Raw genomic sequence first — 20,879 nt, 5'->3', positions numbered from 1 at the left:
GCCCAGTTGACGGGACATAAAATCTAACGGTCCGTCAGAAACCGTGGGAAGGGGCCGGGCGTGGGGAACTTCTTGGCAGGCAGGGTCGTCGCGGTGACGGGCGCCGGACGCGGGATCGGCCGGGCGGTCGCGCTGGCCGCGGCGGCCGAGGGCGCGCGGGTCGTCGTCAACGACTACGGCGTGGGCGTGGACGGGGCCGCGCCCACGAGCGAGATCGCCGAGACCGTCGTCAAGGAGATCGAGGCGGCGGGCGGCGAGGCCGTCGCCGTCGCCGACGACATCTCCACCATGGCGGGCGGGCAGCGGGTCGTCGACGTGGCGCTGGCCTCGTACGGACGGCTCGACGGGGTCGTGTGCGTGGCCGGGATCCTGCGCGAACGGATGCTGTTCAACATGTCCGAGGAGGAGTGGGACCCGGTCGTCGCCACCCATCTGAAGGGGACGTTCACCGTGTTCCGGGCCGCCGCCGCGGTGATGCGGCAGCAGCGGGCCGGGACCCTGATCGGGTTCACCAGCGGCAACCACCAGGGATCCGTCTCCCAGGCCAACTACAGCGCGGCGAAGGGCGGGATCATCTCGCTCGTGCGGAGCGCCGCTCTCGGCCTGCACAAGTACGGGGTCACCGCCAACGCGGTGGCGCCGGTCGCGCGTACCCGGATGTCCGCCGGCGTGCCCATGGAGCTGGCGGAGATCGGCGAGCCGGAGGACGTGGCCGCGTTCGTCGTCTATCTGCTGTCGGAGCAGGCGCGGGAGGCGGGGGTCACGGGGCAGGTCTACACGGTCGCCGGGCCGAAGATCGCGGTGTGGGCGCAGCCGAAGGAACTCCGTTCGGTCTACGCGGAGGGGGGGTCCTGGACGCCCGAGCGGATCGCGCAGGTGTTGCCGGGGGCGGTGGGGGTGGATCCGATGCCGATGCTTGCGCGGTTGTCGGAGATGGAGCGGGCCGCTCGGCTGAAGAAGGGTTAGGTCGGGTGCGGGGCCGTCGTGGCTGGTCGCGCCCACGCGGCGGTGCCGCATATCGACACAGCCCCGCGCCCTTTAGGTCGGACAGCGTGCCCCAACTCGAGGCGGTGCCGTGGATTTCGGATTTGCGCGTGAGGACGACGACTTTCGTGCCGAGGCGCGGGCCTGGCTGGCCGGGCAGGGGGTTTATCCGGCCGATCGTCGGGCCTGGGAACGCAGGCTTGGAGCGGCCGGGTGGATCGGGCTCGGGTGGGGAGAAGGCGGGTACGGGAATCGGACCGCCTCCCTCACTCAGCAGGTCGCCTGGGCCGAGGAGTACGCGGGGGCAGGGGCGCCGGCCCGGTCCGGGCACATAGGGGAGAACCTCCTCGCCCCCACTCTCCTGGCACACGGCGGCGATGAGCAGAAGAAGCGGTTTCTGCCGCCCGTCGCCGCAGGGGAGGAGCTCTGGTGCCAGGGGTACAGCGAGCCCGGGGCCGGGTCCGATCTCGCGGGGGTGCGTACCGCGGCCGTGCGGGAGTCGCCGGGGGGCTATCGGATCACGGGGCAGAAGATCTGGACGTCGCTCGCCCATGAGGCCGACTGGTGCTTCGTGCTCGCCCGTACCGACCCGGAGTCGAGGCGGCATCGCGGCCTGAGTTTTCTCCTCGTCCCGATGGATCAGCCGGGGCGGATCGAGGTGCGGCCGATCCGGCAGCTGACCGGCACCAGCGAGTTCAACGAGGTCTTCTTCGACGGGGCGCACGCGCGCGTGGAGCATCTCGTGGGCGCGGAGGGCGACGGCTGGCGGGTCGCGATGAGCCTCCTCGGCTTCGAACGCGGGGTGTCGACCCTCGCCCAGCAGATCGGCTTCGCGGCGGAGTTGGGGCGGGTGGTCCGTACCGCGGTGGAGACGGGCGCGGCGGACGACCCCGTCGTGCGCGAGCGGCTGGTGCGGCTGTGGGCCGAGTTGCGCACCATGCGGTGGAACGCGCTGCGGACGCTGGGCGGTTCGGGCGGGCCGGGCGCGCCCAGCGTGGCCAAGCTGCTGTGGGCGGGCTGGCACCAGCGGCTGGGGGAGGTGGCGGTGCAGGTGCGGGGCGCGGCGGCGAGCGTCGGACCGGCCGACTGGTCGCCCTCCTCGCCGTACGAACTCGACGACGCGCAACACCTGTTCCTGTTCTCCCGGGCCGACACGATCTACGGCGGCTCGGACCAGATCCAGCGCACGATCATCGCCGAGCGCGTGCTCGGCCTGCCCAGGGACCGCAAGGAGGTCGTCTGATGCGAGGCGTGGTGTTCGACGGGAAGCGGGTCGAGGTCGTCGACGATCTGGAGGTGCGCGGCCCCGCGCCGGGTGAGGTGCTCGTCGCGATCACGGCGGCCGGGCTGTGCCACAGCGACCTGTCGGTGGTCGACGGGACGATCCCCTTCCCGGCCCCTGTCGTCCTCGGACACGAGGGCGCGGGGGTGGTGGCGGAGGTCGGGGCGGGCGTCACGCATGTCGTGCCCGGGGACCATGTCGCGCTGTCCACGCTCGCCAACTGCGGTACCTGCGCGGAGTGCGACCGCGGGCGTCCGACGATGTGCCGGCAGGCCATCGGGCGGCCGCGGAAGCCGTTCACGCGCGCGGGGAGCGCGGTCCACCAGTTCGCGGCCAACTCGGCCTTCGCCGAGCGCACGGTGGTGAAGGCCGTGCAGGCGGTGCCGATACCGAAGGACATCCCGCTGACGTCCGCCGCGCTGATCGGGTGCGGGGTGCTGACCGGGGTCGGGGCCGTGCTCAACCGCGCGCGGGTGGGGTACGGGGAGAGCGTCGTCGTCATCGGGACGGGCGGGATCGGGCTCAACGTGCTGCAAGGGGCGCGGATCGCGGGCGCGTCGCGGATCGTGGCCGTCGACGCTAACCCGGCGAAGGAGGCGATGGCCCGGCAGTTCGGGGCGACCGACTTCCTGCCGTCGGCGGAGGGCGTGCGGGACGTCCTCCCGACGGGCGCGGACCATGTCTTCGAGTGCGTGGGGCGGGTCGAGCTGATCCGGGCCGCGATCGACCTCCTCGACCGGCACGGGCAGGCGGTGCTGCTCGGGGTCCCGCCGGCGACCGCCGAGGCGTCGTTCCGCGTCTCCTCCCTGTTCCTGGACAAGTCGATCCTGGGCTGCCGCTACGGGGCCTCCCGCCCCCAGCGGGACATCGCGCTGTACGCCGGGCTGTACCGCGAGGGCAGGCTGCTGCTCGACGAACTCGTCACGCAGGTCTATCCCGTCGAGGACTTCGAGAAGGCGGCGGCGGACGCGGAGGCGGGGCGGGTGGCGCGGGGAGTGCTGACGTTCTGAAGTTCCGGTGGTCTGGCGGTCTGGCGGTCCGGTGGTTCGGCGGTCCGGTGGTCCGGTGGTCCGGTGGTCTGGCGGTCCGGTGGTTCGGCGGTCCGGTGGTCCGGTGGTCCGGTGGTCTGGCGGTCCGGTGGTTCGGCGGTCCGGTGGTCTGGCGGTCCGGTGGTTCGGCGGCCCGGAGGCCCGGTGGTCTGGCGGTCCGGTGGTTCGGCGGTCCGGTGGTTCGGCGGTCCGGAGGCCCGGTGGTCTGGCGGTCCGGTGGTCTGGCGTCCGGTGGTCCGGCGGGAGTTATCCACAGGCCGGGGAAATATGTGGGGCGATGTCGGCGCCACCGCCTACGGTCGTGTCATGACCTACCGTGACGTCGCCACCAAACAGGTTCTGACCTGGACCTTAACCGCCGTCGGTGCCCGTATGCCGGTCGCCATGGCACCGCTGGCCGTGGTGTTCCTGGTGCGCGAGAGCCCCGGCGGCTACTCGCTGGGCGCGATGCTCGCGGCGGTCTACGTCATCGGCGAGATCGTGGGCGCTCCCGTCCTCGGGCTGCGGCTGCGCCACGAGCGCGCCCGGCTGCACCTGGCCGTCGGGCTCGCCGTCGGAGCCGTCGGCTTCGCGGGGCTGGGGGGACTTCCGGGGGCGCATCCGGTCGTGCTCGCCGTGTTCGCGCTCGTGGCCGGCGCCGCCCCGGCCGCCGCCACCGGGGGGCTGCGCACGCTGCTCACCACGCTGGTGCCGGAGCGTGCGGCGACGCAGGCGCTGTCGGTGGAGTCGATGCTGATGGCGGGCGTGTGGGCCGTCTCCCCGGCCGCGGTCGCCGGCCTGGCCCTCGGCGTCGCGCCGCGCGTGCCGCTGCTGCTGGCCGCCGCGCTGATGGCGTCGTCGGTCGCGGGCCTGTGGTTTCTGCCGGCCGCCTGGGGCGCGGGCGACACCGGCGGTGGGGGCGGTGGCGGCGGGGCGCGGCTGCGGGTGCTGGCCGGCGCCTGGCCGGTGTATGTCACGGGCGCGGCCAGTCTGACGTTGCTCGGGCTGGCCGAACTCGTCCTGCCGGCGCTGCTCGAACAGCGGGGCGTCGGGGTCGGCTGGTCCGGGCCGCTGCTGACCGGGATGGCGGTGGGCGGCGGGCTCGGCGCGTTCGCCTACGGCCTGCGGAGCTGGCCGGGGCGGCTGCGCACCCGCAGCGTGGTGCTGATGGCCGGGCTGTCGGTCTGCGTGTCGATCGCCGCGCTGATACCGCACGCGGCGGTGATCGCGTCGGCGCTGGCCCTGGGCGGGATCCTCCAGTCCGCGGCGATCCTCACCCGCAACCTGTCCCTGCGCGAGGCGCTCCCGCCGAACGCCCTGGCCGCGGGCTACTCCGTCATGTACGCGGCGGCGGGCGCGGGTTACGCGGCGACGGGGTCGCTGGCCGGGGCCCTGCTCCGGGTAGTGGCGCCGTCGACCGCGATCGTGGCCGGGGTGGGCCTGGCGCTGGCGCTGACCGCGTTCGGCTGGTGGGGCGAAGCACGGCACGCCGCCCGGTCAGAGCAGGGTGCCGACATCGCCGGGGCGTCCGGTCCGGCCGATCGGAGCCTCGCCGGTTTCCAATTCCGCGCCGTCCCCGGTTCGGAAGGTTCGGAAGGTTCGGCGGTAGGCGGTCGGGGTGACTCCGAGGGCCGTCTGTAGGTGTTGGCGCATGGACTGGGCGGTGCCGAATCCGGCGTCCCGGGCGATCTGGTCGACGGACAGGTCGCTGGACTCCAGCAGGTGCCGGGCCCGCTCGACGCGCTGCTGGGTGAGCCACTGGCCGGGGCTGATGCCGACCTCCTCGCGGAAGCGGCGGGTGAACGTCCGTACCGACATGGCCTCCTGCTCGGCCATGTCGCGCAGTTGGATCGGCTCGTGGAGGCGGCCCAGCGCCCACGCGCGGGCGGCCGTCGTGGTCGCCTGCTGCGGATCCGGCACCGGCCGCTCGATGTACTGCGCCTGGCCGCCGTCGCGGTGCGGCGGCACGACGGTGCGCCGGGCGACGTCGTTGGCGACGGCGGTGCCGTGGTCACGGCGGACCATGTGCAGGCACAGGTCGATGCCGGCGGCGACGCCGGCCGAGGTCAGGACGTCGCCGTCGTCGATGAACAGAACCTCCGGGTCGACCTCGATCTGCGGGAACAGCCGCTGGAGCCGGTCGGCGTCGGCCCAGTGCGTCGTGGCGGGACGGCCGTCCAGGAAGCCGGCGGCGGCCAGGACGTACACGCCGGTGCAGATGGAGGCGAGGCGGGTGCCGGGCCGGACGTGGGCGAGGGCGGCGGCGAGGTCCTCGGTCAGGACGCCGTCCTCGAAGACGGGCCCGAGCTCGTACGACGCCGGGACGATCACGGTGTCGGCGGTGGCCAGCGTCTCCGGGCCGTGCTCGACCATGATCGCGAAGTCGGCGTCCGTCTCGACGGGCCCCGGCGGCCGGACGGAGCAGGTGACGACCTCGTACAGGCGCCGTCCCGCGGCGTCCTTGGGGCGGCCGAAGATGCGGTGCGGGATGCCCAGTTCGAAGGGGAGCAGGCCGTCGAGGGCGAGGACGGCGACGCGGTGCGGCACGGGGGCGGCGGTTGGAGGGGGTTCCTGGCCACGGAGGCGCATGGCCCGATCCTAGCGAATGCTGTCCTTCGGGCCACTCGTTGTGAGGAGACGGACACCGCACCCTTAATGTCGTGACCCAGACAAGCGAGGCTCCCGCAGCCAAAGAGGATCAGAAGCCCCCTACCCGTCCTCGCCTTCGCATCCACCGCGCCTGGTTCGTCGCGGCCGTCACCTTCGTCACGATCATCGGCGCGGCGGCCTTCCGGTCCGTTCCCGGACTGCTCATCGAACCGTTGCGCGAGGAGTTCGGCTGGTCGCGCGGCACCATCGGCGCGGCGGTCTCGATCAACCTGGCGCTCTACGGCCTCACCGCCCCGTTCGCGGCGGCCCTGATGGACCGCTTCGGCATCCGACGCGTCGTCGCCGTGGCCCTGACCGTGATCTCGGCCGGATCGCTGCTGACGGTGTGGATGACGGCCGCCTGGCAACTGCTGCTGTACTGGGGCCTGCTGGTCGGCCTCGGCTCCGGCTCGATGGCGCTCGCCTTCGCCGCGACGGTCACCAACCGCTGGTTCACCGAGCGCCGGGGCCTGGTCAGCGGCATCCTGACCGCGGCCTCCGCCTCCGGCCAACTGATCTTCCTGCCGCTGCTGTCCTGGATCGTCACGCGCTACGACTGGCGTCCGGCGGCGGTGACGGTGGCGCTGGCCGCCCTGGTCGTCGTCCCCTTCGTCTGGCTGCTGCTGCGCGACCACCCGGCGGACGTGGGCCAGAAGCCGTACGGGGCGAAGGAGTTCGTGCCGAAGCCGGCGCCGGTGCCGGGGGCCGCGCGCCGGACGGTCGGGGTCCTGCTGAAGGCCGTGCGAACCGGACCCTTCTGGCTGCTGGCCGGCACCTTCGCGATCTGCGGCGCCTCGACGAACGGCCTGGTCCAGACCCACTTCGTGCCCGCGGCCCACGACCACGGCATGCCGGCCACCGCCGCGGCCTCGCTCCTCGCGGTCATCGGCGTCTTCGACGTCGTCGGCACGATCGCCTCCGGCTGGTTCACCGACCGCTTCGACGCGCGCCGGCTGCTGGCGGTGTACTACGCGCTGCGCGGCATCTCGCTCCTCTTCCTCCCCATGCTGCTCGCCCCGACCGTCCACCCCCCGATGATCTTCTTCATCGTCTTCTACGGCCTCGACTGGGTCGCCACCGTCCCGCCCACCCTGGCCCTGTGCCGCGAGCACTACGGCGAGGACAGCGCCATCGTCTTCGGCTGGGTCCTGGCCTCCCACCAGGTCGGCGCGGCCCTGATCGCCTTCCTCGGCGGCTTCGCCCGCGACACCTTCGGCTCCTACGACCTGGTCTGGTACGCCTCGGGCGCGCTGTGCGCGGCGGCGGCGCTGATGGCACTGGTGATCCGCCGAACCCCGGCTGCTCCTGGGCCGGCGGTGGCCTGAGGGCGGCGCCCCTGTTCGACCCGTCTCCGGCGGCACACGTTGTGGGCATCCGTTTTAGACCTACTTGTGACTGCTCCGCGTACTGTATTGCTACATAGCGTGATGAGGCTGGCGGTCCGAAGAGGTGGTTCATGACGTCGCTGGGTCGTCGTGGTGTGCTGAAGTGTCTGCCGGTTGTCGCCGGGGCGGCTGTCGTCGGTGTCGGGGCGGGGGCGCGTGCCGTGGCGGGGGTGCGGGGTGACGGTGGGTTTCCGCAGCCGGAGGTTCGGCGGGCGTCCGGGGAGGCCGGGCGGCTGGTCACCCGGTTGAGCGTTCGGTTGGGCTGCCCGGGGTGGGCAGTGTCGTCACACGGGCCTACGAAGGGCGGTGCCCGGGCCCACCTTGCGGGTCCGGGCCGGGGACTCTCTGGAGATCACGCAGGTCAACGCGCTGCCGCCGAACACCGCGGGGATGCACGCGGACGTCAACGTGCCGCATCACTTCAACACCTTCAACCTGCACACGCACGGTATGCACGGCGATCCCACGGGGGACGCGGACAACGTCTACCGTGCCTTCGAGCCCGCCGCGGCGGGCGGGGCGGGCTCGGAGGGCGGGGAGACCGCCGCCTATCTCAGCAGCGTCGCCGTGCCCGCCGATCATCCGGCCGGGACCTTCTGGTACCACCCGCATCAGCACGGGTCCACCACGACCCAGCTGCTGAGCGGCATGGCCGGGGTCGTCATCGTCGAGGGCGACGTCGACCAGGTGCCCGAGATCGCCGCCGCCAAGGACGTCGTCTGCATCAATGAGTTGAAGCTGCCGCCGGGCGGGTACCGGATCTGACGTCGGAGGGCACTTACGACGCCCTCCCCTCGACGTTCCTGGTCAACGGCGCGAAGAACCCCGTGCTGACCATCGCCCCGGGGGAGGTCCAGCGCTGGCGGGTCGTCAACGCCGGGCCGGTCACCGCTCACTTCCTCAGCCTGGGCGGGCACGAGATGCACCAGATCGCCTGCGACGGCATCACCTTCATGAGCCCCGTCGCCGTCACCGGACTGACCCTCCCGATGGGCGGACGTGCCGACCTGCTCGTCCGCGGCGGCGAGCCCGGCACCTACAGGTTGATCGCCGGGGACGTCACTCAGCCCCTGCTGACGATGGTCGTCACCGGCGCCGCCCGCTCTATGTCGCTGCCGACCGGACTGCCCGGCCGGCCCACCAGTCTGCCCGCGCCCACGCGCACCCGCGCGCTGACCTTCCGCAGCTACCAGAACGTCCTGTCAGGCGCCTTTCTGAACGCCCACCGCATCCTCGGCGACGGCGAGACCCCGCCCGCCGACCCCCGCGCCGGCCGCAGCGATCTCGCCTGGGGCCGCTTCGCACCCGACTTCGTCAACCAGCGCATCCGGCTGGGCGAGGTCGAGGAGTGGACGGTCGCCAACGACTCCCGCAGTCACAGCCATCACCCTTTCCACCTGCACACCAACCACTTCCTGCTCACCGCCGTCGACAACCGCCCGCTGGCCACGCCCGTCTGGCACGACACCGTCAGCATCCCGCCCCACGGCACGATCGCCTTCCGGCTGCGCGCCGAGGACTTCACCGGCCGCTCGATGCTGCACTGCCACCAGCTTCAGCACGGCGACGAAGGCATGATGCAGGTCGTCGAATACGTGAGGTGACTCGGTGACTCGGTGGGCGAGGTCCGTCAGAGGAACCTTCCCTTGTGGAAGAGGAGCGGGAGGGCGTCGTCCTCGTCCGGGCTCGTCCCCAGGGCGTCCACCCTGCCTACGACGATGAGGTGGTCGCCGCCCGTGTGGACCGCGTGGATCGTGCAGTCGATCCACGCGAGCGTGCCCGCGAGGCGGGGCGCGCCCGACACCGGGGCCGGGTTGTGGTCGACGCCCGCGAACTTGTCCGTGCCGCTCGCCGCGAAGGCGCGGCAGAGCGGGCCTTGGGCCGCGCTCAGGACGTTCACGCAGAACGCGCCCGCGCGGGCGATGCGCGGCCAGGTCGTCGATGTGCGGCCGACCATGAAGGCGACCAGGGGCGGGTCGAGGGAGAGGGAGGAGAAGGACTGGCAGGCGAAGCCGGCGGGACCGCGATCCTCACCCGCGACAGCGGGAGCCGTCACGATCGTCACCCCCGACGCGAAACTGCCCAGCACCCGCCGGAACTCGCCCTGGTCGACGGGGGCCCGCTCGTCCTCACGGACGCAGCGCAGTTCGGGGCGGGGCAGCGGTTCGACCGGGCGGTCCGTCCTGAGGTAACGGACGGCCGCGGCCGCCATCCCTGCGTGTCCCATCATGTCCTCATTGAAGCTGACGGTATGTCAGAAAGGAAGGGGTGCGAGGGGCTCCGACGTGCACACGTACGCTGCCGCCATGGGGTGGGGTGACATGTGCACGCGAATGGGCCAGCGGGCCGGCACCGACGTGATCGCGGCCGTCGCGGTGGGAGCGGCACAGCTCCCCTCGGCCTGGCTGCTCTGGTGGATCGGGGACTTGTCCGACGACCGGTACGGCCGTGGCTGCAACGCCCTGGGAATGATCTTCGTGGTCCTCGTCGCGCCCGTGTGCCTGCCGGTCCTCGGGTTGCTGCAGGCCTGGGCGCAGACCCTGCCCGCCGCCGCCCTCGCCGAGCTCACGCACGGCCGGATCCCGTGGCCGCGCTGGGTCCGGCACCTGACCGCCGCCGTGCTGATCGCCGTCGTATGGGCCGCCGTGGGCACCGCCGCATGGGGCTGGCCGTTCGTCACCCCGGCCCTCGTCCTCGCGGCGCTCGGTGTCCTGCCGGTCCTCGCGATGGCGTACACGCGCGGACGCGAGTGGGGCGCCTGGGGTGTATGGCTGGGCGCGGGGGCGGGCTCCATCGTCCTGTTCGTGCTCGCCTTCCTGGGCGGGCTGCTGGCCTCGGCCACGGGCCTTGTCGAGGAGTACGAGCCTCCCCGGCTGTCCGCTGCCCAGGTCGCCGGCGTCTGGCGCGGCGCGGGCGGGGCGGAGCTGAGGCTGTTCCCGGGTGGGCGCGCCGAGCTGACGAACATGCCCGCCGAGGGCGACGGCGACGGCGACGCCGAGTTCGAGTACGGGGCGGGCGAGGCCGAGGCCGTGTGCGAGGGGACCGGGACCTGGGTCTTCGGCGCGGACCGTGAGTCCGACAGGCGGGACAAGGTCCTGGTGCGGCTCGGCGACGGCAGCGGCACTGCCAGTCGCTGCGGGGACGAGGTGTCCTGGCGGATCGGTGGGGCGGACCGTGCGCCCGAGCTGTTCGTGATCTTCGGGGATCCGGACGTCGGGGAGTTGTGGATTCTGACCCCGGCTGTCGAGTTGTGAGGGTCACCGGCCCCGGAAGTGGGCCTCGCGGCGTTCCACGAAGCTTGCCACGCCCTCCCTCGCGTCCGCCGTCGTCATGTTGATCTCCTGGGCGGCGGCCTCGGCGGCGAAGGCGGTGGAGCGGTCGGTGTCCAGGGAGGCGTTGACCAGGTGTTTGGTGAGGGCCAGGGCTCGGGTGGGGCCTGCGGCGAGGCGGGTCGCCCACTCGTGGGTCACCTTCGTCAACTCCCCGTCCGGGACGACCCGGTTGACCAGGCCCAGGCGTTCGGCGTCCGGTGCGGTCAGCGCGTCGCCGAAGAACATCAGCTCCTTGGCGCGGTGCGGGCCGATCAGGCGGGGGAGGAGGTAGGCGCCACCGCCGTCCGGGACCAGGCCGCGGCGGACGAACACCTCGAAGAAGCGGGCCGATTCGGCGGCCAGGACGAGGTCGCAGGCGAGGGCGAGATGCGCGCCGAGGCCGGCCGCCGTGCCGTTCACGGCGGCTATGACCGGTTTCTCGCAGTCGAGGACGGCGGCGATCAGGCGCTGGGCGCCTTCGCGGAGGGTGCGGGACACGTCTCCGGCGATTCGTTCGCCCGTCGCGCCGCCCGAGCCCCGCAGGTCCGCGCCCGCGCAGAAACCGCGGCCGGTGCCGGTCAGGATCACCGCGCGTACGTCCGGGTCGGCGGAGGCCGCGGTGAGGAGGTCGATCAGGCGGTCGCGGGCCTCGGGCGTGAGGGCGTTGAGGGTCTCGGGGCGGTTGAGGGCGAGGTGCGTGACGTGGTGGTCGGTCGTGATCTCTATGGAGGGCGAGGGCGAGGGCACGGTCGGGCTCCCTTCCGAGGCGATCGTCACCGGCACACCGCCAGCGCGTCCAGCGCCACCGCCCCCTGGCCCCAGGGCAGTACCACCAGCGGGTTGATGTCCAGCTCGGCGAGGGTGTCGTCCAGTTCCAGGGCCATGCGCTGGACGCGCAGGACGACCTCGACCAGGGCGTCCACATCGGCCGGAGGGCGGCCGCGGACGCCGTCCAGCAGGGCGTGGCCGCGGAGCTCGGCGAGCATGTCGCGGGCCTGGTCCTCGCCGAAGGGGGGCACCCGCACGGCCGCGTCCCGCAGGACCTCCACCAGGACTCCGCCGAGGCCGACCGTGACCGTCGGCCCGAAGAGGTCGTCGTGCGTGACGCCGACGACCATCTCCACGCCCCGCTCCACCATCTGGCAGACCAGGACGCCGTCCAGGTCCACGCCCTCGTAGCGGGCGATGTCGGTCAACTCGCGGTAGGCGTCGCGGACCTGGCTGGCCGAGGTCAGGCCGATCTTCACCAGGCCCAGTTCGGTCTTGTGGGCGATCTGCGCGCCGGACGCCTTCATCACCACCGGGTAGCCGACCAGCCCCGCCGCCCGGACGGCCGCCGCCGCGCTGGTCACCAGCTGCTCGCGCGGGACCCGGATGCCGTACGCGCGCAGTAGTTGCTTCGCCGCGTGCTCGCTCAGCTGCTGTCCGGGCCGCATCAGGAGCTGCGCCTTGCGGAAGGACGGGGAGAGCGTGCGCGGGGCCTCGTCGAAGGGGGAGCGGTAGTCGCTGACGAAGCGGTGGTGGTCGAGGTGGGCGCGGACGGCCGTGATGCAGTTGGCGAGGGTGCGGAAGGTGACCACCCGGGAGGAGCCCAACAGCACGTCCCGGTAGGCGGGTTCGGTGCCCACCGGGGAGCCCCAGATCACGCACACCAGCTTGTCCGTCTGCTCCGCCGCGTCCACCAGGTCCTGGACGAGACGGTCGCTGAGGGGCGGGAACGGGCCGGTGATCGGGCAGATCAGGACGCCGACGGCCGGGTCGTCGAGGATCGCGTCGATGATCTTGCGACCGCGCCGGTCGCCGACCGGGTGGCCTCCGTTGTCGACCGGGTTGGCCACGTTCAGGTACTCGGGGATCCACTGGTGCAGTTCGGCCTGTTTGGCCGTCGACAGGACCGGCAGACGCAGGCCCGCCGTCGTCGCCAGGTCGGCCGCGTGGGCGCCGGTGCCGCCGGAGATCGAGTAGACGACGACGCCGTCCGCCTGCGGGGGCCGGGCCCGCGCCAACAGGGTCGCCGTGTCCTGGAGCTCGTCCAGGCCGTCGACGCGGATCACGCCGTACTGGCGCATCGCGGCGTCGACGACCTCGTCCGCGCCGGTCAGCTTGCCGGTGTGGGAGGCGGCGGTGCGGGCGCCGGTCTCGGTGCGGCCCACCTTGACCGCGACGACCGGCACCCCGCGGCGGGCGGCCCGGTCGGCGGCGAGGAGGAAGGAGCGGCCGTCCTTGAGGCCCTCCACATAGCAGGCGATCGCGCCGACCTCGGGGCGTTCGGCGAAGTAGGAGAGGAAGTCGGCGGTCTCCAGGTCGGCCTCGTTGCCGGTCGGCGCCCAGTGGGAGAGGCGGACGCCGAGCTCCTGGAGGGCGAAGACCGGGCGGCCCTGGTGGCCGGACTGGGTGATCAGCGCGATCGACGGGCCGGTGAGGTCGTCGCGGAACCTCTCGAACGCGTTGAGGTTGGTGTTGGGGCCGAGGAGGCGGACGCCCGAGCGCGCCACGGCCGCCGCGAGCCGGGCCTGCGCGGCCGCGCCCTCCTCGCCGGTCTCCGCGAACCCGGAGGCGAAGACGACCGCGAACTTCACCTTGGTCTCGGCGAGTTGCTCGATCACGGGCAGTGGGTCCGCCACCAACAGGACGGCCAGGTCCACCTGTTCGGGCAGGTCGCCGACGGCAGGGAAGCAGGGGAGGCCGAAAACGGTCTCGCGGGTGGGGTGCACGGGGTGCAGCCGTGCCCCCACCCGCTCGGCCCAGCTCACCAGTTGCCGGGTGACACCGGTGTTCGGGCGTCCTTCGGCGTCCGAGGCGCCGACGACCGCGACCGACTCGGGGCGGAAGAACCGGTCCAGGTCGGGGACGTCCGCGTAGAGCGGACGTCCGCCGACGTCGAGGTCGTCCGCCTCGGCCGGCCGGCCGTGGACGGCGGGGCCGGGCTGCTCGCCGCACGCGATGACGCGGGCCCGGCGGGAGTCGGTGGTGAGGGTGCCGTGGGTTGATCCAAGCATCGGTCCGCCCGCTCCTGTGTGACTGCCGTGTGGGACTGCCATGCATGACCGTCAGGTGTGACCGCCAAGTAACTGACGCTCTGTCAGATTACATAGCTGACGGGATGTCAGGAATGGGCGTGCAGCGAGAAATGAGCGACTGAATGAACGGTTACAGGACCGCGAGGACCTCCTTCGCCACCCGCTCGCCCGACCGCACCGCTCCGTCCATGAAGCCCATCCAGTAGACGGACGTCTCCGTCCCCGCCCAGTGGATGCCGCCGACGGGCGTGCGCAGGGCCGGTCCGTACTGGGTCAGGACGCCGGGTGCGGCGATGGAGACCGGGCCGCCGCGGCTGTAGGCCTCGTTGTTCCAGCGTTGCAGGACGAAGGACGTGGGGGAGGCCGCTTTCTCGCCGAAGTACGTCACGTAGTCCTTCAGGACGGCCCGCTTGACCTCCGCCTCGCTCGCCGCGTCGTACGCCCGGGCCTCGTCGGCCTCGATGAAGCCCATCAGCGCGCCGTAGGAGGCGTCCGGCGGGGAGTTGTCGAACGTGGAGCTGACCACGCCGGTGTCGCTGACGACCTGCCCGTTGAGGCCGTCGGCCCGCCAGAACGGGGTGTCGTAGATCGCGATCGCCTTGCCGACCGACGCCATCGGCAGACGCTGGGTGAGCTGGTCGCGGGCGGCGGGCAGCAGCGGGTCGTACGTGATGCGGGCGGCGAGCGGCGGCGGTACGGCGACGACGACCCGCTTGGCGGTGACGGTGACGCCGTCGGCCGTCACGACGTACTTGCTGCCGGACTTGGCGATCGTGCGCACCGGCGCGTTCAGCACCACCCGGTCGCCGAGCGTGGCGGCGAGCTTGATCGGGACCAGCTGCGAGCCGCCGACGAAGCGCAGTTCCTGGGCGCCGTTCGCGGTCTCGGTGAGGCGTTCCAGGGTGCCGGGCGTCGACGCGTTGCCGGCGGCGGCGATGTAGAACAGCACGAAGAGCAGGGAGAGTTCGCGCGGTTCGGCCGAGAAGATCGAGGTGCAGGCCACGTCGAGGAGGAACTTCGCCGACGGGACCACCGCGTTGGCGTTCAGCCAGGTCTCGAAGGTCTGCTTGTCCCACTCGGCCGCCTTGGGGGCGGTCCAGGGCGCGTCGACCGGCACCGTCTTGGCCATGTCGTCCAGCGAGGCCTGCACGATCGCGGCGTTGGCCAGCCCGGCCACGTCGATGGGCGGGACGGAGCCGAGCAGGCCGTCGGTGGCGTACGGGGTTTTCTTGCCGTCCTTGTAGAGGAGGTTCTTGCCGGTGTTGTAGGTGGCGAAGGTGGCCACCCCGAGGGAGTCGGCGAGCGCCTTCATCCGGTCCTGGGTGGGGCCGATGAACTCGCCGCCGCCCTCCGTGACCCCGCCGTTCGCCAGCGCCAGGTTCACCACCCGGCCGCCCACGCGGTCGCGGGCCTCCAGGACGGCGACCGTCCGGCCGGCGGCGACCAGGTCGCGGGCCGCGGTGAGGCCGGCGAGTCCGGCGCCCACGACGGCGACGTCCACGTCCCGGGTGGCGGCCGCGGCGGCCGGGCCGGCGGCGGTCGCGGTGAGGGCGGTCGCGCCGGCGGCCACGGCCGCGCCGCGGCCGAGCAGGGAGCGGCGGGAGAGCTGACTTTCACTTGCCACGTGCGTCCTCCTGGAGAGGGGGCGGAGCGGGAAAGGTGAACAGGGCTCACATTCTGGCTCCGTGCGAGGGTGCACGACAACGCTCTCGTGACATCTCCCGTCACTTCTCTCGTCACATCTGACACGCGTGTAACAGGCAGCGGAATTACCGCAGTTGACGGTCCGAAGCCTTGCGGACCGCCTTCGCGATCTTCTCCGCGTCGATCGCCAGCTCGCGGAGCGTGCCGCTGATCGGGGTGGTGAAGCCGGTGAAGTACAGGCCGGGGGCGTCCTTCGGGGCGCGGGCGCCGTGCGCGACGGGTCTGCCCCGGTCGTCGAGCACGCCGAGATCGCCGACCAGGCCCTCCAGGGCGCGGACGTATCCGGTGGCGGCGACGACGGCGTCCGGCGAGATCCGGGAGCCGTCGGCGAGGACGACCTTCCCGCCGTCCTCGAAGCCCTCCACGGCGGCGACGATCTCCACCTTGCCCTTGCGCACGGCGTCGATGAGGCCGACGTCCTGCACCGGGATCGCGCCCTCCTTCACCCGGGAGCAGAGGCCGCTGTCGGGGCGGGGCAGGCCGTGCGCCGACAGGTCCGGCACGCTCAGCTTGGCCATCGGCCGCGCGAGCCGGTCGACGAGGCGCACCGGCAGCCGCCGGACCAGGACGGCCGTGTACTGGGCGGCCCACCCGGCCGTCGAACGGCGCACGATGTGCGGGGCCGTGCGCACGGACAGCCGCACCCGGGCCGCACCGCTCTCCACCAGGTCGACGGCGATCTCGGCGCCGGTGTTGCCGACGCCGACGACGAGGACGTCCCGGCCGGCGTAGTCCTTGCCCGTCCGGTAACCGGAGGCGTGCGTGAACTCACCCGTGAACGTCTCGCGGCCGGGCCAGTCCGGCAGGTACGGGGTGTGGTTGCAGCCGGTGGCGACGACCACCGCCGAGCCGGTGAGCTCGCGGCCGCCGGTGGCGTGCAGCAGCCAGCCGACGCCGTCGGGGCCGCGCTCGATCCGGGACACCTCGACGCCGGTGACGAGCTCCAGCTCGTGCACCTCGGCGTACTTCTCCAGGTAGCGCACCATGTTGTCGCGGGCCACCCACCGCCCGAAGCGGCGCGGCATCTTCAGCCCCGGGAGGGCGGAGAGCCGACGGGTGGTGTGCAGATGCAGCCGGTCGTAGTGGCCCCGCCAGGACGCGCCGACCCCGTCGGCCTTCTCCACGACGACCGCGCGAACGCCCTGGGCACGCAGCGCGTACGCGGTGGCGAGACCGCCGGGGCCGCCGCCGATGACGTAGACGGGGCGGTCGGCGGGGTTCGCGGTGGTGATCGCCTGAGGGGTGGGGCGCGGTGCGGAGTCTTCCATGCGCGCGAGCGTAATCACGCGGACGGTTGATGGGTCTCGGTCAAGAGGGGAATTGGTTGCGGATCGATCACGCGTGGGGGAGATGTGGGTGGGACCGGTGACGTACCTCACCTGGTTGTGCGGAAGACGTCGCGTAGTCGGTCCGGCGGAAAAGGCGGAAAAGGCGGAAGGGCGGACAGGCGCAAAGGCGGACAGGCGGAAAGGGTGCGACGCCTGGCCCAGGTGCGCTCGGGCCAGGCGTCGCGTGCGGACGGCGTCGGTGACGATATGCGGGACATTCACGGGCGACGCACACCTTCATGGCGAACGCAAAGGAATCCCTCATGCGAAATACCTGGAGTTCCCGGATTCGGTCCCTGGATCCGGGTTCCCGGAACGGCGGTATCTGACGTACCGTCAGATGCATGGATGCCAGCCGGCTGGACGCGGGGCGGTCGATCTGATGGGCGCGGACGCGCGTTTCGACCTCCCCGAGGTGGACGCCTTCACCCGTACGTACTGGGACGCGGCCGCCGAGGGCCGCCTGCTGATCCGCCGCTGCGGCGCCTGCGCCCGGCCCCACCACTACCCCCGGGAGTTCTGCCCGCACTGCTGGAGCGAGGACGTCACCTGGGAGGAGGCGAGCGGCCGGGCCACCCTCTACACCTGGTCCGTCGTCCACCGCAACGACCTCCCGCCCTTCGGCGAGCGGACGCCGTACATCGCGGCGGTCGTCGACCTGGCGGAGGGCCCGCGGATGTCCACGGAGCTGATCGGCGCGCTCGGCACAGGACAGGGCGACCTACGGGCGGGAATGGAGCTGACGGTCGCTTTCCGGGAGGGGGCGCCGGTGTTCCGGGCGGACGAAGTCTCTTTCGGGTGAGCGCGGCGACGGATCGTGGCGGTGGGCTGACTTTCGACGTCATGGCCACACGTTTCCGCGACACCTGCTGGATCACGTTCGCGGGGACGGCGCGCCCTCGCGTCACAGATCGTCCCTGACTCCGTTGGCCACGTGGCCTTTCGCGTCCCGGTGTGACGTTTCGCATGCCGGTCTCGCGAACGGGTGTGCGGGGCGTGTGGGTGTGTGCGGGTGTTGAATGTTCGGATGACGGGCATCCACGAGTCCTCTTCCGCACGGCCCGGTACGGGCTTCGACGGCTCTCACGTTCTCGACGGGCATGGCCTCCGTCTTCGTTTCTGGGATCCGGAGTCCGCCGAGGACGTCGACGCGTGGCTGCGGGCGCACGTCGAGCCGGAGTTTCTGCGCTGGAACACACCGCTGAGGACGATCACGGACGCCGAGGGCGCGCGGGAGTCGCTGCGGGCGAAGGCGATGGACGTGGCCGCGGGCGGCAGCGCGCCCTTCTGCGTGACCGACGCGGCGGACGGCACGATCCTCGGCTCGGTGGCCGTGAACGCCATCGACCGGATCCGGAGGTCGGGCGTCGTCGGCTACTGGGTGCTGCCCGAGGCCCGTGGCGGGCGGGTGGCCACCCGGTCCCTGCTGCTCGCGGCGCGCTGGGCGTTCGACGAAGTCGGACTGCACCGGCTGGAGTTGGGCCACGCCCTGGGGCACGAGGCCTCGTGCCGGATCGCCGAGCGGTGCGGTTTCCCGTACGAGGGCACGCTGCGGGGCGCGATGTGGGAGGCGGGCCGCAGGGACGCGTACCGCGACGTCCACAGCCATGCACGCCTGGCGGCGGACCCGGAGCCGGAGGCGCCGTAATTCAGCGGCGGCCGGGGCGGGCCCTGCGTGAGCATGAGGGGCATGAGCCCTGAAGATCCTCAAGACTCCCACGGCCCTGACGGCACCGACGGCTGGCAGCTCACTCAGGACCTCGACGGCTTCCTCGACCGGGCAGGCGGCTTCCTGGCCTCCCGCCCGGATCTGCACACGGTCGCGCTGACGGTGACGGCGGGCCTGCGGCGAAGGGGGCTGCGGCTGTACGGAGACGAGGCCCCGTTCTTCGGCACGCTGACGGGGGCGGACGGCTCCGTGCGGGCCGCCTTCTTCCGTACACCGCCCTACCCGATCAACGTCACGCCGCTCACCGAGGAAGACGCCGAGGCGCTCGCCGCGCGGCTGGTGTCCGCGGGCCACCGGCTGTCGGGAGTCGCGGCGGAGAGCGACACCGCGAGCGCCTTCGCGGCTGCCTGGCGGCGGCGGACGGGCGCCGAGACCGTCGGCGACCCTGAGCGTCAACGCCTCTACCGACTGGACCAGTTGGTGTTCCCGACTCCGCGGCCCCCGGGCGCCCCGCGTATCGCGACCGACGCCGACCGCGCCCAACTGGTGCGCTGGTACCGGGAGTTCTGCGTGAGCGTCGGCGAGGACGGGCTCCAGGACGCCGGCGCCTGGGCCGCCGACCGCATCGCCTACGGCGGAATCACCCTCTGGGAGACCCCGGACGGCACCCCCGTCTCCATGGCCGGCGTCACCCCGGAGGTGGTCGGCCAGGTGCGGGTGTTCCCCGTCTACACCCCGGCCGAGCTGCGCGGCCACGGCTATGCGGGCGCGGCGACAGCCGAGGTGAGCCGTGCCGCGCCGGCCGCCGGGGCGACGGAGGTCCTCCTCTTCACCGACCTGGCGAACCCGACGAGCAACGCCCTCTACCAGCGGATCGGCTACCGCCCGGTGGCGGACTTCGCGGTGTACGAGTTCGTCATGCGAGACCTGTGACTCACGGCCACAGCAGCTCCGTCGACCATCCGCCGACCCCTTCCCCCGCCCCTTCCCCGTCCCCCCGCCTGCGGTAGTTCAGCCGTACGTGCCGTCGCAGCGCGTCTCCCTGGAAGAACTCGACCGCGTCCGGGCGCAGCCGGTACAGCGTCCAGGAGGAGGCCTCCGCCTCCGGTTCGCGGGCCGCCCGCTCCCACGCCTCCTCCGATGCGCTCGCCAACTCCTCGACCGAGTCGAGCACTTCACTCTGGCGGCCGGTCAGCGCGGCCGCGAGCGCGCCGGTCGAGCGGACGCGCAGGTCCCGCCGCGCCTCCTCGGCGGAAGCCACGCTCACCGGGCCGCGGACGCGGATCTGGCGGCCCTGCACCGGCCAGTAGAAGGTGAGCGCCGCGTGGGGGCGGGCGGCGAGCTGGCGGCCCTTGCGGCTGGTGGTGTGGGTCGCGAAGGACCAGCCGTCGGCGTCGGCGCCGTGCAGCATGACGATCCGGGCGTCCGGCAGACCGTCCGCGTCCGAGGTCGCCAGCGTCATCGTGTGCGGCTCGGCCTGCCCGGCCGCCACCGCCTGCGCGAACCACTGCGTGAAGAGCGTCAGGGGGTCGTCGGGGGCCGACGCCGGGTCGAAGGACGGCAGCTCGGTGACCTCGGGGGCCCATACCCGCAGCGACCTCAGCAGCTCATGAAGATCCGTAGCCATGGTCCGAGTATGGTCCGACCACGGTCAGTGCCGGGCGAACTGCACCTTCGTCGCCTGCACGGTCTCCGGCCGGACGGCGATCCCCTCGATCGTCAGCCGCTCCCCGTAGATGTCCGTGAGCCGGATCGGGCCGCCGCACCCGCTGCCCTGCTCGGACAGGAAGTAGTTGTACTCGGTGCGGGCGAGCCGGATCCAGGCGCCGCCGCTGCGGACCTCCAGTCGGGCCAGCGGATTGCGGTGACCGATGGCCTGGATGCCGCACCAGTACTGGGTGGAGCCGGTCTTGTAGCGGATCGAGACCGGGTCGGACGCGGCCGGGCTCAGCAGGCTCCAGGTGATCGGGATCCGTCCGGCCGAGAGGGGCGCGAGCTTGGCGAAGGCCTGCCGGCTGAGGTCGATCTGGCCGGCCTCGCAGGGCGCCGGGCACTCGTTGGTGATCCGGACGGTGACGGACGCCCCGCCGGCCGCACGGACGGACACATACGCGCCGCACGCCTTCGACGTCTCGTAGTCGGCGGTGTTCATCGCCGCGGTCATGACGTCGGAGGTCGGCCCGTACGAGCAGGCGCCGTCGCCGTTGCCGACGTCGTAGGAGGTCGCGACCCCCTTGTAGGCGGTCCCGGGCCGGATCCGCCCGGCCGACGACGCCGATCCGGACGCCGCCCGGGCGACGGGCTCGGCCGGGGCCGGCGTCGAGGGCGAGGGCGCGGCCGAGGGCCGTGCGGAGGTGGCGGCGGGGGTGGCCGTCGAGGTCCGGGACGGGGACGGGGACGCCGTGGCGGGGGGGGGCGGCGCCGCTGTGTGCCGGCGCCCCCCCCACCCGGGACCGCTCCCCACCCCCCCCCCCGCCGCCCGCCCCCAAACGCCCCCCCCCCCCCCCCCCCCCCGGGAG

Annotated in this window: 18 protein-coding genes and 1 pseudogene; 11 read left to right on the top strand and 8 right to left on the bottom strand. The window is 72.7% G+C overall.

Annotation, left to right across the window (positions count from 1 at the left end; translation table 11 throughout):
- The first annotated feature begins 60 nt into the window (after positions 1–60).
- The 4 genes and pseudogenes from AB0J04_RS04060 to AB0J04_RS04045 all read left to right on the top strand — a co-directional run.
- Positions 61–966, top strand: a complete 906-nt coding sequence (locus AB0J04_RS04060; protein WP_363166804.1) for an SDR family NAD(P)-dependent oxidoreductase — start codon at positions 61–63, stop codon at positions 964–966.
- 109 nt (positions 967–1,075) lie between these two features.
- A complete protein-coding gene (locus AB0J04_RS04055; protein ID WP_363166803.1) occupies positions 1,076–2,227 on the top strand; it encodes an acyl-CoA dehydrogenase family protein in 1,152 nt (383 codons plus the stop codon).
- Positions 2,227–3,276, top strand: a complete 1,050-nt coding sequence (locus tag AB0J04_RS04050; RefSeq protein WP_363166802.1) for a Zn-dependent alcohol dehydrogenase — start codon at positions 2,227–2,229, stop codon at positions 3,274–3,276. The genes AB0J04_RS04055 and AB0J04_RS04050 overlap by 1 nt, the downstream gene beginning before the upstream one ends.
- A 345-nt stretch (positions 3,277–3,621) precedes the next feature.
- A pseudogene (locus AB0J04_RS04045) lies at positions 3,622–4,791 on the top strand (MFS transporter); the annotation flags it as partial.
- Here AB0J04_RS04045 and AB0J04_RS04040 read toward each other — a convergent pair.
- Complete coding sequence (locus AB0J04_RS04040; protein ID WP_363166801.1) at positions 4,792–5,883, bottom strand: helix-turn-helix domain-containing protein; 1,092 nt, start codon at positions 5,881–5,883, stop codon at positions 4,792–4,794.
- A gap of 71 nt (positions 5,884–5,954) precedes the next feature.
- Here AB0J04_RS04040 and AB0J04_RS04035 point away from each other — a divergent pair, with 71 nt between their 5' ends.
- The 3 genes from AB0J04_RS04035 (at position 5,955) to AB0J04_RS04025 (ending at position 8,932) form a co-directional block, all read left to right on the top strand.
- The gene (locus AB0J04_RS04035; RefSeq protein WP_363166800.1) at positions 5,955–7,268 is read left to right on the top strand and encodes an MFS transporter; all 1,314 of its coding nucleotides are present in this window, start codon (positions 5,955–5,957) and stop codon (positions 7,266–7,268) included.
- 366 nt (positions 7,269–7,634) lie between these two features.
- Positions 7,635–8,093, top strand: a complete 459-nt coding sequence (locus AB0J04_RS04030) for a multicopper oxidase domain-containing protein (protein ID WP_363166799.1) — start codon at positions 7,635–7,637, stop codon at positions 8,091–8,093.
- Positions 8,090–8,932: a multicopper oxidase domain-containing protein gene (locus AB0J04_RS04025; RefSeq protein ID WP_363166902.1), complete on the top strand. Its 843-nt coding sequence runs from the start codon at positions 8,090–8,092 to the stop codon at positions 8,930–8,932. Before AB0J04_RS04030 ends, AB0J04_RS04025 begins: the two co-directional genes overlap by 4 nt.
- A 26-nt stretch (positions 8,933–8,958) precedes the next feature.
- Here AB0J04_RS04025 and AB0J04_RS04020 read toward each other — a convergent pair whose 3' ends face one another.
- A complete protein-coding gene (locus tag AB0J04_RS04020) occupies positions 8,959–9,555 on the bottom strand; it encodes a flavin reductase family protein (RefSeq protein ID WP_363166901.1) in 597 nt (198 codons plus the stop codon).
- 94 nt (positions 9,556–9,649) lie between these two features.
- On the opposite strand from AB0J04_RS04020, the gene AB0J04_RS04015 reads away from it, so the two are divergent.
- Positions 9,650–10,582 (top strand): hypothetical protein, encoded by a 933-nt coding sequence (locus AB0J04_RS04015; protein WP_363166798.1) that lies wholly within the window; start codon positions 9,650–9,652, stop codon positions 10,580–10,582.
- A 3-nt stretch (positions 10,583–10,585) separates the two neighbouring features.
- Here the strand turns inward: AB0J04_RS04015 and AB0J04_RS04010 are convergent, their stop codons facing one another.
- The 4 genes from AB0J04_RS04010 to AB0J04_RS03995 all read right to left on the bottom strand — a co-directional run bounded on the left by AB0J04_RS04010 (position 10,586) and on the right by AB0J04_RS03995 (position 16,631).
- Positions 10,586–11,386 (bottom strand): enoyl-CoA hydratase-related protein, encoded by an 801-nt coding sequence (locus AB0J04_RS04010; RefSeq protein WP_363166797.1) that lies wholly within the window; start codon positions 11,384–11,386, stop codon positions 10,586–10,588.
- Positions 11,387–11,412: 26 nt separating this feature from the next.
- The gene (locus AB0J04_RS04005; protein ID WP_363166796.1) at positions 11,413–13,638 is read right to left on the bottom strand and encodes an acetate--CoA ligase family protein; all 2,226 of its coding nucleotides are present in this window, start codon (positions 13,636–13,638) and stop codon (positions 11,413–11,415) included.
- A 151-nt stretch (positions 13,639–13,789) separates the two neighbouring features.
- Positions 13,790–15,283 carry an FAD-dependent oxidoreductase gene (locus AB0J04_RS04000; RefSeq protein ID WP_363166795.1) on the bottom strand — a complete coding sequence of 498 codons (1,494 nt, stop codon included), beginning with the start codon at positions 15,281–15,283 and terminating at the stop codon, positions 13,790–13,792.
- Between the two features lie 145 nt (positions 15,284–15,428).
- Positions 15,429–16,631 (bottom strand): NAD(P)/FAD-dependent oxidoreductase, encoded by a 1,203-nt coding sequence (locus AB0J04_RS03995; protein ID WP_363166794.1) that lies wholly within the window; start codon positions 16,629–16,631, stop codon positions 15,429–15,431.
- Positions 16,632–17,073: 442 nt separating this feature from the next.
- On the opposite strand from AB0J04_RS03995, the gene AB0J04_RS03990 reads away from it, so the two are divergent.
- The 3 genes from AB0J04_RS03990 (at position 17,074) to AB0J04_RS03980 (ending at position 19,293) form a co-directional block, all read left to right on the top strand.
- Positions 17,074–17,493, top strand: coding sequence for an OB-fold domain-containing protein (locus tag AB0J04_RS03990; protein WP_363166793.1), 420 nt, complete (start codon positions 17,074–17,076; stop codon positions 17,491–17,493).
- Between the two features lie 225 nt (positions 17,494–17,718).
- Positions 17,719–18,339, top strand: coding sequence for a GNAT family protein (locus AB0J04_RS03985; RefSeq protein ID WP_363166792.1), 621 nt, complete (start codon positions 17,719–17,721; stop codon positions 18,337–18,339).
- Between the two features lie 42 nt (positions 18,340–18,381).
- The gene (locus tag AB0J04_RS03980) at positions 18,382–19,293 is read left to right on the top strand and encodes a GNAT family N-acetyltransferase (RefSeq protein WP_363166791.1); all 912 of its coding nucleotides are present in this window, start codon (positions 18,382–18,384) and stop codon (positions 19,291–19,293) included.
- A gap of 1 nt (position 19,294) precedes the next feature.
- Here AB0J04_RS03980 and AB0J04_RS03975 read toward each other — a convergent pair whose 3' ends face one another.
- Both AB0J04_RS03975 and AB0J04_RS03970 read right to left on the bottom strand, forming a co-directional pair.
- Complete coding sequence (locus tag AB0J04_RS03975) at positions 19,295–19,987, bottom strand: pyridoxal 5'-phosphate synthase (protein ID WP_363166790.1); 693 nt, start codon at positions 19,985–19,987, stop codon at positions 19,295–19,297.
- A 24-nt stretch (positions 19,988–20,011) separates the two neighbouring features.
- Complete coding sequence (locus tag AB0J04_RS03970; protein ID WP_363166789.1) at positions 20,012–20,824, bottom strand: expansin EXLX1 family cellulose-binding protein; 813 nt, start codon at positions 20,822–20,824, stop codon at positions 20,012–20,014.
- Positions 20,825–20,879: the final 55 nt, after the last annotated feature.

Origin of the sequence: Streptomyces sp. NPDC050263 (assembly GCF_040655955.1) — a bacterium.
Lineage (GTDB): Bacteria > Actinomycetota > Actinomycetes > Streptomycetales > Streptomycetaceae > Streptomyces.
Note: the sequence above shows the minus strand (reverse complement) of the source record. Positions and strands in the feature narration are given on the sequence as shown.